Genomic DNA, 13772 nt, shown 5'->3' on the forward strand with positions numbered 1-13772 from the left:
GTTGAAACGTTACCACTGCCACCAGGGCAAGGACATCTTCGTCACCGCCGGCACCGCCCGCGAACTGGCGCCCGGCGCCTTCGGCATCCTGGCCATAGGCGGCGGGGCCGAGGGCTGGTCGGTGGTGCACCGCGGGCCCGACGGCGACATCGCCGACCTTGGCGGCGAGTACTACTTCGCCACGCCGGAGGAGGCGCTGGAGTTCGTCAAGGAGCTGATCGACCTCATGCAGGCCTGAGAGCCACAAGTCATGCATGACCACCGGGAGCCGCCGCACCGATCCGCAGAATCGCCGCTCCTCCAACCGCCCCAAGCCATGAAGTACACGATTCCCCTGCTGGCCCTGAGTGCTGCCCTGCTGGCCGGCTGCGCCGGCGTGGTCAAACCCGCCTCGACCCTGCTGCCGCAGGACCTGCTCGACGCCACCGAGCCGCTGCCGCTCGGCAAGCTGGGCGGCTGGCGCAAGGGCGAGCTGCAGATCGACGGCCGCCTGCTGCGCTACGAGCGCAGCGCCAGCCGGCTGGACCTGTTCGACGTCTATGCCAAGGACAAGTCCGCGCTGCGCTACACGCTGGGTGAGGGCGAGAGCCGCTGCTCGCTGAGCCGGCACGAGATCAAGCTGCTGGGCGTCACGGCGACCAAGCCCATGCAGATCCGCTGCGAGCTGAGCCCGCAGGCCTCGCTGACCCTGACCGACCCGCCGGCACCGCGCATGGAGCCCATGCCCATGGGCGAGCTGGCGCTGCAGGACGGCCGCAAGTTCCAGGTGCTGGCCGTCTACCGGCTGAGCGGCACCATGATGCCGCTCAGCACGCCCAGCGGCTATCTGCTGGCGCAGGACGGCAAGCCGCAAGCCGCCATAGACACGACCGCGGGCCGGCTGCATCTGCCCAAAGCCGATACCGCGCTGCGCGAAGCCAGCCTGCGCGCCGGCCTGTCGCTGGCCCTGCTCTGGATGCCGGACTGACATAGGCAGGCCCTAGACTCTCCCGATCCCGGGGAGAGTCGGATGAATCAAGAGCAGAACAGGGCCGGCATCAGAGGCTGGCTCGCCATGGCCGCCTTGCTGGCCACGGGCGCCGCGCAGGCGGTGTCGGTCAGCACGGCCAGTCCCAGCGGCGAGGTGGCCCAGGCCACGCAGCTGCGGCTGCAGTTCACGGAGGCGGTCGTGCCGCTGGGCGACCTGCGCCAGGCCGATCCGGCCGAGCTGCGCTGCGAAGGCGCAGTCGAGGCCAAGGGCAGCGGCCGCTGGGCCAGCGAGCGCGAATGGCTGTTCGAGCTGAACCAGCCGCTGCCGGCCGGCGCCGCCTGCCGGATCGCGCTCAAGCCTGATTTCAAGAGCGGGCCGGACTGGAGCGGCCCACGCGAGTTCCGTTTCCAGCTGGGCGCTCCCCAGCTGCTGGATTCGCGGCCCTGGAACGGCGACCGCATCGAGGAGGATCAGCAGTTCCTGCTGCGCGTCAGCGGCGCGCCCGACCCGGCCAGCCTGCCGGGCAGGATCTGGTGCGAGGCCGAGGGCATTGGCGAACGCATTCCGGCGCAAGTGCAGAGCGCCGCGGCTCGCGATGCGGCGCTCAAGACCCAGCGCCTGTACGGCGCCCAAGCGCGCCAGGGCGAATGGCTGCTGCTGGCCTGCCAGCGCCCGCTGCCCAGCGGCGCCAAGATCCGCATCATCTGGGGCCGCGGCATTGCCGCCGCGCTCAATCCTGCGGTGCAGACCCGTGCCGAGCAGCGGCTGCAGTACGAGGTGCGCAAGCCGCTGATCGCCGACTTCAGCTGCCAGCGCGAGCGGGCCGACGCGCCCTGCATGCCCATCCTGCCGATGACGCTGTCCTTCAGCGAACCGGTGAACCGCGCACTGGCCCTGAAGGCGCGGCTGAAGCCGGCCGGCGGCGGTGCCGAGATTGCCGCGCTGGCGCCCAAGGACGAAGAGTCCCGCGACGAACTGCAGCGCCTGAGCTTCCCCACGCCGCTGCCGGACAACACCAGCTTCCAGCTGATCCTGCCGGCCGGCCTCAAGGACGCCTCGGGCCGGCCGCTCTCCAATGCCTCGATGTTCCCGCTGACCGTGCGCACCGGCGTGGCCCCGCCCATCGCCAAGTTCGCGGCCGGGACCTTCGGCATCATCGAGCGCGAGGCCGAGGGCCCGGCCCTGGTGCCGCTGACGCTGCGCCATGTGCAGGGCGACCTGCGTCCCGGCGCCCCGGGCGGCCAGTTGCTGATGCAGCGCTTCGACAGCAGCGACGCCGAGCTGCTCAAGGCCTATGCCCGTATCCGCAAGCTGGACCAGCGCGAGTACGAGAGCCGCAAGGCGCCGATGCTGGAGGCCAAGTCCGCCCGGCGCCTGGACCTGCCCAAGCTGCAGGGCGGCGACCCACGTCCCTTCGAAGTCATTGGGGTGCCGGTCGCCGAGCCGGGCTTCCATGTGCTGGAGCTGCGCTCGCAGCGCCTCGGCGATTCGCTGCTGGAGCCGGCCGCGCCCATGTATGTGCGCACCAGCGTGCTGGTCACCAACCTGGGCCTGCACTTCAAGCTGGGCCGCGAGAGCAGCCTGGCCTGGGTGACCACGCTGGACCGCGCCCAGCCCGTCCCCAATGCCGACATCGCCGTGATGGACTGCCATGGCACGCCGGTCTGGCGCGGCCGCAGCGATGCCCAGGGCCTGGCCCGCATAGCCCAGTCCCTGCCGCATCGGGGCTGGGACAACCAGTGCCCGGCCGACCAGGGCCTGTTCGTCACGGCCCGCGCCGGCGGCGAGCTGGCCTTTTTGTTCACCAGCTGGCAGCGCGGCATAGAGAGCTGGCGCTTCAATGTGCCAACCGCCTTCTGGGGCGAGGACCGCGTGCGGGCCCACAGCGTGCTCGACCGCCCGCTGCTGCGCGCCGGCGAGACGGTCTCGATGAAGCATTTCTTCCGCCTGGAGACCGGCCAGGGCCTGGCCCTGGCCAAGCCCGAGCAGTTGCCCACCAGGCTCCGCATCACGCATGAAGGCAGCGGCGAGGAATACGAGCAACCGCTGAGCTGGCAGGGCCAGGGCCGCTTTGCCGCCAGCCAGTGGCAGATACCGCCGGCCGCCAAGCTGGGGACCTACCGCATCGAGCTGCGCGGCAGCGGCGACCACAGCTGGGTCAGCGGCGGCTTCCGGGTCGAGGAGTTCCGCGTGCCGCTGGTCGATGCGCGGCTCAACCCGCCGGCCCAGCTGCCCGCCGCGCCCAAGGAGATCAAGCTCGGCGCCCAGCTGAACTTCATGGCCGGCGGCCCCATGGCCCGCGCGCCACTCAAGCTCAGCGCCCTGCTGCGGCCACGCGAAGGCGGCTTTGCCGGCTACGAGGATTTCACGTTCGAGCCACCGCGCAGCGAACGCCGCATGGATGACGAAGGCGATGAGCCCGACGCCAGCCAGCGGGAAGCGAAACTGGTGGTGGACAAGCAGACTGCCGTCACCGATGCCCAGGGCGCCGCGCAGCTGACGATTGCCAAGCTGCCGTCAATCCAGCGGCCCAGCGAGCTGCTGGTCGAGCTTGGCTACAGCGACCCCAACGGCGAGCAGCAGACCGTATCGCGCCGCCTGCCGCTGTGGCCGGCCCGCGTGATCACCGGCCTGCGCGCCACCAGTTGGGTCGGCAATGGCGACCAGCTCCGCTTCCAGGCCTTGGCGCTGAATCTCGACGGCAAGCCGCTGGCCGGCCAGAAGATCGTCGTGCGGGCGCGCCAGCAGCAATGGCTGTCCAGCCGCAAGCGCATGGTCGGCGGCTTCTATGCCTATGACAACAAGCTGGAGCTCAAGGAGCTGGGCGAGCTCTGCTCGGGCAGCACCGATGCCCAGGGCCGGCTGAGCTGCGAAACCAAGCTGACCACGCCGGGCCAGGTGGAGCTGATCGCCCGCGCCCAGGACGCCGAAGGCCATGCCAGCGAGGCCGCCAGCTCGATCTGGGTGACGCGCCAGGGCGAGCTCTGGTTCGCCCAGGACAACGACGACCGCATCGACCTGATCCCCGAGAAGAAGCGCTACGAACCCGGCGAGACCGCGCGGCTGCAAGTGCGCATGCCCTTCCGCGAGGCCACGGCCCTGGTGGCCATCGAACGCGAAGGCATTGTCGAAACCAAGCTCATGACGCTGCGCGGCCGCGATCCGGTGATCGAGCTGCCGGTGGCGCGCGACTGGTCGCCCAATGTCTACGTCAGCGTGCTGGCCCTGCGCGGCCGCATCCGCGACGTGCCCTGGTATTCCTTCTTCACCTGGGGCTGGCGCAGCCCGGCGCAGTGGTGGCGCGACTGGCGCGCCTCCGGCGACTACCAGCCGCCGACCGCCATGGTCGACCTGGGCAAGCCGGCCCACAAGCTGGGCATCGCCGCCTTCGAGGTGGGCCTGGCGCGCCATGCGCTCAAGGTCGAGGTGATCAGCGACCAGCCGCAGTACGGCGTGCGCCAGGTGGTCAAGGCCAGGATCAAGGTCACGCAGGACGGCAAACCGGTGCCCGAGGCCGAGCTGGCCTTCGCCGCTGTGGACGAAGGTCTGCTGGCCCTGCGCGACAACTCGAGCTGGGACCTGCTACCTGCCATGCTGCGCAACCGCTCCCTGAGCGTCGAGACCTCGACCGCCCAGGGCGAGATCGTCGGCCGGCGCCACTACGGCCGCAAGGCCATCGCCGCGGGCGGCGGCGGCGGCAAGTCGGCGCGCGAGCTGTTCGACACGCTGCTGCTCTGGAAGCCGCAGATCCGCCTCGATGCCAAGGGCGAGGCCCAGATCGAGGTGCCGCTGAACGACTCGCTGACCAGCTTCCGCCTGGTGGCCGTGGCCGATGCCGGCAGCCAGCGTTTCGGCAGCGGCCATGCCGTGGTGCGGGTCAGCCAGGACCTGCAAATGCTGTCGGGCCTGCCGCCGCTGGTGCGCGAGGGCGACAAGCTGCAGGCCCAGATCACGGTCCGCAACGCCAGCAGCCGCGAGATGAAGCTCAAGGTCGCACTCAAGGGCACGGCCAACAGCAATGCCGCCAACGGCGAGATCGCGCGCAGCCCGCTGAACCTGCCGACGCAGGAAATGAGCCTCGCGGCCGGCGCGGCGCGCGAGCTGAGCTGGCCGGTCGAGGTGCCGGCCGGTGCCTTCAGCATCGCCTGGGAGGGCGAGGCCGTCGAGCAGGGCGGTGCAGCGAAGGACAGGATCAAGCTCAGCCAGCTGGTGCAGACCGCCGTGCCGGTGCGGGTGCTGCAGAACACGCTGCAGCAGCTCGATGCGCCGCTGAGCATTCCGGTCGCCGCGCCGGCCGACGCGTTGGCCTCCAACGGCATCAAGCGCGGCGGCCTGCAGATTGGCCTGCAGCCGCGGCTGTCGGGTGCCCTGCCCGGCCTGAGGCGCTACTTCGAGACCTATCCCTACACCTGCCTGGAACAGCAGAGCTCCAAGGCCCTGGCCCTGCATGACGACGCTGCCTGGCAGGCGCTGATGGCCAAGCTGCCCACCTACCTCGACAGCGACGGCCTGGCCAACTACTTCCCGCCCGATGCGAGCCGGGAACCCCATGGCAGCGACCGCCTGACCGCCCACCTGCTGGCCGTGGCCCACGAGTCGGGCCGCCCCCTGCCAGAGGCTTCCAGGCAGCGCATGCTGGACGGCCTGGCGGGCTTCGTCGAGGGCCGCATCCAGCGCCGCTTCTGGTCGCCGCGGGTCGACGAGGATGCGCGCCGCATCGCCGCGCTGGAAGCGCTGGCCCGTTACGGCCGCGCCAAGCCGGCCCTGCTGGCCACGGTGGACGCCGGCCGCATCAACAGCTGGTCCACCGCCACCCTGATCGACTGGCTCAACCTGGTCCGCCGCCTGCCGGACCTGGCACAGCGCGAGGCAAAAGTGGCCGAAGCGCAGGCCCAGCTGCGCAGCCGCATCAACTACGCCGGCTCGACGCTGCGCTTCGTCAACGAGGACGGCGACGCCTGGTGGTGGCTGATGGAAAGCCCGGACGCCAATGCCTCGCGCCTGATACTCGCGGTGCTGGACGACCCGGCCTGGAAGACCGAGCTGCCGCGCCTGGTGCAGGGCAATCTGGCACGCCAGCAGCGCGGTGCCTGGTCCACCACGGTGGCCAATCTCTGGGGCGTGCTGGCGCTGGAGAAGTTCTCGGCCCGCTTCGAATCGGCCAAGACCACCGGCCGCAGCCTGGCAGCACTGGGCTCGCAACAGCGCGCTTTCGACTGGAACAAGCAGCCCGACGGCGGCTCGCTGATGCTGGCCTGGCCGGAGCAGGCGGCGCCGCTGCAGCTGAAGCAGGAAGGCACGGGCAAGCCCTGGCTGACGATACAGAGCCTGGCCGCCATCCCCGTCACCGCGCCGCTGAATGCCGGCTACCGCATCACGCGCAGCGTGCAGGCCGTCGAACAGAAGACCAAGGGGAGCTGGAGTCGCGGTGACCTGATGCGGGTGCGGCTCGAGATCGAGGCCGCGGCCGACATGAGCTGGGTCGTCGTCAACGACCCGGTGCCGGCCGGCGCCAGCCACCTGGGCACCGGCTCGGGCCGCGACTCCGCCATGGCAACGCAGGGCGAGAAACGCGAGGGCAGCGGCTGGCTGGCCTACGAGGAGCGCGCCTTCGAGGCCTGGCGCGCCTATTACGCCTACCTGCCGCGCGGCCGGCATGTGGTCGAGTACACGATACGGCTGAACAGCGCCGGCCGCTTCCAACTGCCGGTGACGCGAGTCGAAGCCCTGTATGCGCCGGACCGCTTCGGCGAGTTCCCGAACGCCGCGCTGGAGGTCGCGCCTTGAAGCCCCTGCGCGACGCGCTGCTGACGCTGGCCCTGGCCGCGGGTCAAGCCTCGGCCGCCCTGCCCAGCTTCGAGCAGGTGCGTGGCGCGCATCGGGTCTCCGATCTGCAATTGCTGGACCGCCACGGCCAGCCCCTGCAGACGCTGCGCCTGGACAAGCAGCACCGCACGCTGGCCTGGGTGCCGCTGCAGCACTATTCGCCGGCCCTGCTGCATGCACTGCTGCTCAGCGAGGACAAGCATTTCTACGAACACAGCGGCGTGGACTGGGGCGCGGTCGCCGCCAGCGCCTGGGGCAATCTGTGGAACGAGCGCACCCGCGGCGCCTCCACGCTGACCATGCAGCTGGCCGGCCTGATCGACCAGGGGCTGGCCCGCCCGCGCCAGGGCCGCAGCGCGATGCAGAAGCTGGGCCAGGCCGTCATCGCCCAGCAGTTGGAGCGAAGCTGGAGCAAGGCGCAGATCCTCGAGGCCTACCTGAACCGCGTGCCGCTGCGCGGCGAACTGGTCGGCGTGCCGGCCGCGGCGCGGCTGTTGTTCGACAAGAGCCCGGCCGCGCTGGATGCCCGCGAATCCGCCCTGCTGGCCTCGCTGCTGCGGGCACCGAACGCCAAGGTGGCGGCCGTCTCGCAACGTGCCTGCGCCCTGCTGGCCCAGCAGCAGGCGAAGAAGACAAGCGACTGCCCCGGCCTGGAGCTGCAGGCCGCCGCAGCCTTTGCCCGCCGGCCGCCACCGCTGCCCGGCGAACAGCTGGCGCCGCACTACGCCCGCCTCGCGCTCAAGCCGGACGGACCCAACGAGCAGCGCAGCACGCTGGACGCCGGCCTGCAGCGCCTCGCCCTGCAGACCCTGCGCCAGCAGCTGCTGGAGCTGCAGGGCCGCAATGTCGAGGACGGCGCCGTCGTGGTGCTGGACAACGCCAGCGGCGAGATATTGGCCTGGGTCGGCTCCAGCGGCGCCGAACTGTCGAACGCGGCCGAGGTCGATGGCGTGCTGGCCCGCCGCCAGCCGGGCTCCACGCTCAAGCCCTTCGTCTACCAGCTGGCGCTGGAGAAGAAGCTGATCACCGCGGCCAGCCTGCTGGACGATTCACCGGCCCAGATCAGCACCGCCGCTGGCCTCTACCTGCCGCAGAACTACGACCGCGGCTACCGCGGCTGGGTCTCGACCCGGGCCGCCCTGGGCAACAGCCTCAACATCCCGGCCGTGCGCGTGGGCGCGATGCTGGGCGCCGACCCGCTGGCCGCGCGGCTCAATGCCTTGGGCCTGGACCTGCCGCAAGGCGGCAGCTACTACGGCGCCTCGCTGGCCCTGGGCAGCGCCGAGGTCAGCCTGATCAGGCTTGCCAACGCCTACCGCGCGCTGGCCAACGGCGGCCTCTACCGCCCGGTGCGGCTGCCGGGCAGCGCTGTGATGCCGGCGCGCCGTGTGGCCGATGCCGCCAGCAGCTTCGTGGTCAGCGACATCCTGGCCGACAACAACGCCCGCGCCCTCACCTTCGGCCTGGACAGTCTGCTGGCCACCGGCGGCTGGGCCGCGGTCAAGACCGGCACCAGCAAGGACATGCGGGACAACTGGTGCCTGGGTTTCAGCGACCGCTACACGGTGGGCGTCTGGGTCGGCAATGCCGGCGGCGAGGCCATGCACCAGGTCTCGGGTGTCAGCGGCGCGGCACCGGTCTGGGCCCGGCTGATGCGCGAGCTGCAGCGCGAGCGGGTCTCCCGCGCGCCGCAGCCACCGGCCGGTCTGCTGTCGCAGCAGCTGGTGCGCTTCGAGGGCGCGCAGGCCGAGCCGGCGCGCCAGGAATGGTTCGTCCGCGGTACCGAGCTGGCCCGGGTTGCGCCGGCCGAGCAGCCGCTGCGCGGCATCGCCAATCCGCGCGACGGCGCCATCTACGCCCTGGACCCCGACATTCCGCCGGCCGCGCAGCGCATCGTGTTCGAAGGCGAGGCCGGCCAGTGGAAACTCGATGGCAAGCTGCTGGGCCGTGGCACCAAGATGCGCTGGGCGCCCATGCCCGGCCGCCACCAGCTGGCCCTGCTGGACACCCGGGGCCAGGTCTTGCAGACGGTGGCCTTCGAGGTGCGCGGCGCCAGCCTGGCACCGCCCCGTCGCTGAACGACAAGGAGCGATTCGCATGAGCCAAGCACCAATACGCGCGCTGATCTTCGACGTCTTCGGCACCCTGGTGGACTGGCGCAGCAGCATCGCCCGCGAGGCGCGACAGCTGCTGCAGCCGCTGGGCCATGAGCTGGACTGGGAGGGCTTCGCCGACGCCTGGCGCGGCGAATACCAGGGCGCCATGGAAGAAGTGCGCAGCGGCCGGCTTGCCTTCCAGAAGCTGGACCGTCTGCACCGCCGCAACCTGGACATCGTGCTGGAACGGCTCAGCCTGGAAGGCCTGGACGAATCCACGCGCCAGCAGCTCAACCTGGCCTGGCATCGACTGGACGCCTGGCCCGACGTGGGCCCCGGCCTGCAGGCGCTGCGCCGGCATTTCCTGATCGCGCCCTGCTCCAACGGCAATATCTCGCTGATGGTCGACCTGGCGCGCCGCAACGGCTGGCACTGGGACGCCATCCTCGGCGCCGAGCTGGCGCGCGACTACAAGCCCAAGGCTGCGGTCTACCTGCACGCAGTGGCGGCGCTGGACCTGCATCGCGAGCAGGTGATGATGGTGGCGGCGCATTCCTCGGATCTGGAGGCGGCCTCTGCGGCTGGACTCAGGACCGCCCATGTGGCGCGGCCCGACGAGGCGGGCCCCGGCCGCGGCGAGTCGGCCCCGACGGTGGCGGTTGACTACACGGCGGCCGATCTTCGCGACCTGGCTTCCCAGCTGTGAGCCGCCTGACCTCAGTTTCTTGCTTGGAGAACCTATCGTGCTGTCTAGCCGACGCCTACTGGGCCTGACGATCCCCGCCCTTCTGTTGATGCCACTGCTGTCGGCTCCGGCCACCAGGGCCGCCGAGCCCGAGTCGCTCGAATCGCCCGCCAGCCTGGAGCGCCCGGGCGCCATGCTGCAAGGCACGCTGTTGCGGCCGCCTGCAGGTCAAGAAGCCAGTCCGCTGGTCGTGCTCCTGATCTCGGGCTCGGGCCCGACAGACCGCGATGGCAACAGCCCCGCCCTGCCCGGCAAGAACAACAGCCTGCGCCTGCTGGCAGAGAGCCTGGCCCGTGCCGGCTTTGCCAGCCTGCGCTACGACAAGCGCGGCATTGCCGCCAGCGCCACGGGCCCGCTGGACGAGAGCCAGCTGCGCTTCGAGCATTTCGCCGAGGATGCCGCCGCCTGGGCGGACTGGCTGAGACGCGAGCAGGGCTTCCGCCAGGTCGCCGTGATCGGCCACAGCGAGGGTGCCGCACTCGGTTTGCTGGCAGCCCAGCAGACCCGCATCGACGCGTATGTCTCGCTGGCAGGCGCCGGCCGCGATGCCGCCACCGTGCTGCGCGCCCAGCTCCAGACCCGCTTGACGCCACCACTGGCCGAGCAGAACGAGCGCATCCTGCAGGCCCTGACAGCCGGCGAGACCGTGGCCGAGGTGCCAGGGCCGCTGGCGCCGCTGTACCGCGCCTCGGTCCAGCCCTATCTGATCTCCTGGTTCAAGGTCGATCCGGCCCGCGAGATCGCCAAGCTGCGCCTGCCCGTCGCCATCGTGCAGGGCGAGACCGACATCCAGGTCAGCGTCGACCAGGACGCCAGGCGCCTGGCCCAGGCGCTGCCGGCCGCCGAACTCAAGATCATTCCGGGCATGAACCACGTACTGAAGACCGCCACCGCCAGCGACCTCAAGGCCTATGCCGACCCCAGCCTGCCGCTGAGCGAGAGCTTGGTGGACTATCTGGTGGGCTTTTTGAGGCGGGCGGTGCGCTAGGCGGGCAGGGCCGCAAGACCCTGCCAAGGCCGGCTCAGAACGAACTGCCGTTCGACGTGTTGTTGTTGCCGTTGGGGCGCTGCATCGGCAGGAAGCTGGTGGTGCCGCCGTTCAGGCTCAGGCCGTAGACGCCCTTGATGTTGGCGGCTGCGGCGCGGAAATAGAACGTCACAGAGCCGCGAACACCATTGGGAAAGACGCAGATGTCCCTGGGGTCGAGCACCAGCAGGCCTTGAGGCAGCGTGCCGGCGAATGCAAATGAACCAGTTGGCACTTCGCCAGGATCGGCCTGACAAAGTGTGCTGTAAGTGGTGGCTGGGCCCAAATTCTGAAGGAAGAAGCGACTGACGACACCGGCGCTCGGGTCGGTTGAAAAGTACGGCGACATCAGCTGCATGCCGTTGGAATTCCAGAACCACCAGCCCCTATTTCGGTTTTGCAGCAGATTTTCATCGGCACCGGTGATGACATCGCCAATGGCAGTCATAAGGAAACTGCGGCCCGTGCCCATTGAGGCGTTGCCGGCCGCGGTCATCGTCACAGTCACGTCCTGCGCCGTGTTGGCGGCGTTGAAGTTTGAGGGCAGCAAGGCAAAACTTGCATACCAAGGCAGTCCAGCTATGGCGGTGATCGTCACCTCTGGTGCTGCGCCGACAGCGGGAATCACGGCAACGGGCGCTGTGGCGTGCAACTGCAGCAGGTTGCCCTCTAGCGTCACGTTGATTGCCGTGCCGTCAACGGTGAACTCCCAGTTGGTCGTGCCATCCGGCTTCTTGTATGGCAGGCCACCCGTGTTGTTGTTTACTGTGAACTTGGCGGCGGCCACTGAAGCCGTGTCGGCTGGCGCCGCGCCGCCGGCCACGAACCCAAACAACGGGCCGTTGGCATTGTTGACGTCAATGATGGTGGCGTTGTCGGCAGTGAAAGTAAGTGTCAGTGCCATGCCCGACACGGCAACGGACGCGCTCGCATCACTCGAATTGTCAATGCGGGCAGTTTCGCCAAGGTCCCACAAGCCAATAGTCACACCGGCGGTGTTGCCCTCGATATTCAGAGTATGGGTATCCAGCACCAAGCCAGGAAAGTTCAGCGACACGACGTCAGCTCCGGCGGGCGACGAAAAGGCCGTCGTCACGTCGATTTCATAGGCGCACTCGGTCGCGCTGGAGCGCTTGATGGTAGGCGTGAACGCGCCTGTTGCGGCACCGCCGAGGGTGATGGTCGGCAGAGCGGCGGTGCAACTGGTCGTGGTGAACGTAGCGCCGGTGGTCGGCTTGACGATCACGGTGAAGTCCTGGGCCGTGGTCCGCGCAACTCCCATTTGATACCGGACCGTGGGCAGCGTGACGTCGGTGGTCCCGATCAGCGATTCAATCGCAAACCTGGTCGGCGTGGTGGGCAGCGTGAGCGCGCCAGCGACAGCCGTCGATCCGCAGATACAGGCAATAGCCGCGACTACGAACTTGCTCATGCAGAGTTTCTCCACGAACTCGCCGCGCAATCCCTTTGCCGATCAGTGATGGAACTGCGCTGCCGGACCGGCGAATGCTACTGAAGCACTCTCCTTCGTCAAGTTCGTCATTTCCCTTGCCGACCGGCGAGTCGGCCGCAGGGCACTATGGCGAGCCCTCTGTGTGCCAATAAGGCCTAGCAAATTTCCTTGGCGTAGAAGACACCATAGCGGGCGGCATGAACGACGGCGCCGTTCCTGATCAAGAGGCCATAGGTCTTGTAGCCGTCGTAGTTGCCATTGGTGTTCCTCGCCGCCAAGGCCACGCACACCAGGTAACCGTGGGTGGCGCCTTCGCTGGTGCTGTCGACCGAGTACTTGCGCGGCTCGCTGATCTCGCCGTAGAAGGCCTGGCCGCGATCCTGGAGCGCGCGCTGGTAATAGCCCTTGACGATGGCCTCGTGCTGGTCGGGGAAGGCCCCGTGATCCGTGGCTGCGACCTGGGTCGCAAGCGGCGGGCTTGCGCAACCCGACATGAGGGAAGCGAGGCACAGACAGATTGAAGCGCTGGCAGTCTTCATCACTTTCATCGTGGTCCTCCACAAGAAGCGGCGTGGTCGGCTGACCTACCACGGCGATGTTGGCGCTGCATCATTGAGCGATCCGCCAGTTCCACGTCGGACCAAGTCCCGTCGAGGCGGCACCTGCCGGAAGATCGCAGAAACCGATCACGCAAAGCAAAACGGCGACCTCTTGGGGAGGTCGCCGCTTGGGCTGAGTCCTTGAGTGGCAAGGACTCGAATCTTGGTGGCCTGGGGCGGAATCGAACCACCGACACGCGGATTTTCAATCCGCTGCTCTACCAACTGAGCTACCAGGCCTTGTGTCTTGCGCCTTTCGAGCCGGGGCCCGTTTTGCGAAGACCGCGACTATAGCACAGGATTTTCTGGATTCCGCCGGGCCAATGCCGGCGCCAACATCAGAGTCCGCCGCCGCGCTTGTTGCGCGAGAGGTCGACACCCAGTTGCTTGAGCTTGCGGTACAGGTGGGTGCGCTCCAGGCCGGTCTTTTCGGCCACGCGGGTCATGGAGCCGTTTTCCTTGGCCAGGTGGAACTCGAAGTAGCTCTTCTCGAAGGCGTCGCGTGCCTCGCGCAGCGGGCGGTCGAGCTCGAAGCTCTGCTCCGAGGCCAGGCCGGCCGGCGGCAGCGTGGCCAGCGGCAGGCTGTTGCCCGAGACCGGCAGGCTCATGGGCATGGCGTTCATCTCGGGGCGGACGTATGGGTTGTGATTGGCAGCGCCCAGCGGAGGCGCCGGCCGCGGGGCGGTCTTGACCAGGGCCTGCTCCACCGCACGCAGCAGCTTCTGCAGCGTGATCGGCTTTTCCAGGAAGGCGATGGCACCGAACTTGGTGGCCTCGACCGCCGTGTCTATGGTGCCGTGGCCGCTCATCATGATCACCGGCATCGAGAGCTGGCCGCTGCTGCCCCACTCCTTCAGCAGCGTAATGCCGTCCACATCGGGCATCCAGATATCGAGCAGGACGAGGTCGGGTCGGCCCTTTTCGCGCTGGGCGCGGGCCTGGGCGGCGTTCTCGGCCAGCTCGACGGTGTGACCCTCGTCGGTGAGGATTTCGGACAGGAGGGCGCGGATGCCCAGTTCGTCGTCGACTACGAGAATAGTTGCCATGGATGCCTAG

Annotated in this window: 9 protein-coding genes and 1 tRNA gene; 6 read left to right on the top strand and 4 right to left on the bottom strand. The window is 69.0% G+C overall.

The annotated features are described in order from the left end of the window. The first annotated feature begins 1 nt into the window (after window position 1). From QT382_RS12425 to QT382_RS12450, 6 genes are all read left to right on the top strand, one after another. Window positions 2-238, top strand: coding sequence for a hypothetical protein (locus QT382_RS12425; RefSeq protein ID WP_289254339.1), 237 nt, complete (start codon window positions 2-4; stop codon window positions 236-238). A 78-nt stretch (window positions 239-316) separates the two neighbouring features. Further along, window positions 317-967 (top strand): hypothetical protein, encoded by a 651-nt coding sequence (locus tag QT382_RS12430; RefSeq protein ID WP_289254340.1) that lies wholly within the window; start codon window positions 317-319, stop codon window positions 965-967. 87 nt (window positions 968-1054) lie between these two features. Further along, window positions 1055-6757, top strand: a complete 5703-nt coding sequence (locus QT382_RS12435; protein WP_289254341.1) for an alpha-2-macroglobulin family protein — start codon at window positions 1055-1057, stop codon at window positions 6755-6757. A 5-nt stretch (window positions 6758-6762) separates the two neighbouring features. After that, complete coding sequence (pbpC, locus tag QT382_RS12440) at window positions 6763-8874, top strand: penicillin-binding protein 1C (RefSeq protein WP_289254727.1); 2112 nt, start codon at window positions 6763-6765, stop codon at window positions 8872-8874. Window positions 8875-8893: 19 nt separating this feature from the next. Next, window positions 8894-9598 carry a haloacid dehalogenase type II gene (locus tag QT382_RS12445; protein WP_289254342.1) on the top strand — a complete coding sequence of 235 codons (705 nt, stop codon included), beginning with the start codon at window positions 8894-8896 and terminating at the stop codon, window positions 9596-9598. Window positions 9599-9686: 88 nt separating this feature from the next. Beyond that, window positions 9687-10625: an alpha/beta hydrolase gene (locus QT382_RS12450; RefSeq protein ID WP_289254343.1), complete on the top strand. Its 939-nt coding sequence runs from the start codon at window positions 9687-9689 to the stop codon at window positions 10623-10625. A 34-nt stretch (window positions 10626-10659) separates the two neighbouring features. On the opposite strand, the gene QT382_RS12455 is transcribed toward QT382_RS12450, so the two are convergent. From QT382_RS12455 to QT382_RS12470, 4 genes are all read right to left on the bottom strand, one after another. Further along, entirely contained in the window at window positions 10660-12096 is a 1437-nt protein-coding gene (locus QT382_RS12455; protein WP_289254344.1) for a hypothetical protein, read from the bottom strand. 176 nt (window positions 12097-12272) lie between these two features. Continuing rightward, window positions 12273-12611 (bottom strand): hypothetical protein, encoded by a 339-nt coding sequence (locus QT382_RS12460; protein ID WP_289254345.1) that lies wholly within the window; start codon window positions 12609-12611, stop codon window positions 12273-12275. 269 nt (window positions 12612-12880) lie between these two features. Continuing rightward, window positions 12881-12956, bottom strand: a tRNA-Phe gene (locus QT382_RS12465). 98 nt (window positions 12957-13054) lie between these two features. Beyond that, the gene (locus QT382_RS12470; RefSeq protein WP_289254346.1) at window positions 13055-13762 is read right to left on the bottom strand and encodes a response regulator; all 708 of its coding nucleotides are present in this window, start codon (window positions 13760-13762) and stop codon (window positions 13055-13057) included. Window positions 13763-13772 lie beyond the last annotated feature (10 nt).

This window comes from Pelomonas sp. SE-A7 (assembly GCF_030345705.1).
GTDB lineage: Bacteria > Pseudomonadota > Gammaproteobacteria > Burkholderiales > Burkholderiaceae_C > JAUASW01.

What these genes read in the sequence shown, in the direction of transcription:
- QT382_RS12430 (WP_289254340.1), top strand. Translation starts at nt 317, where the DNA reads ATGAAGTACACGATTCCCCTGCTGGCCCTGAGTGCTGCCCTGCTGGCC.
- QT382_RS12435 (WP_289254341.1), top strand. Translation starts at nt 1,055, where the DNA reads ATGGCCGCCTTGCTGGCCACGGGCGCCGCGCAGGCGGTGTCGGTCAGC.
- QT382_RS12445 (WP_289254342.1), top strand. Translation starts at nt 8,894, where the DNA reads ATGAGCCAAGCACCAATACGCGCGCTGATCTTCGACGTCTTCGGCACC.
- QT382_RS12450 (WP_289254343.1), top strand. Translation starts at nt 9,687, where the DNA reads ATGCCACTGCTGTCGGCTCCGGCCACCAGGGCCGCCGAGCCCGAGTCG.
- QT382_RS12455 (WP_289254344.1), bottom strand. Translation starts at nt 12,096, where the DNA reads ATGAGCAAGTTCGTAGTCGCGGCTATTGCCTGTATCTGCGGATCGACG.
- QT382_RS12460 (WP_289254345.1), bottom strand. Translation starts at nt 12,611, where the DNA reads ATGTCGGGTTGCGCAAGCCCGCCGCTTGCGACCCAGGTCGCAGCCACG.
- QT382_RS12470 (WP_289254346.1), bottom strand. Translation starts at nt 13,762, where the DNA reads ATGGCAACTATTCTCGTAGTCGACGACGAACTGGGCATCCGCGCCCTC.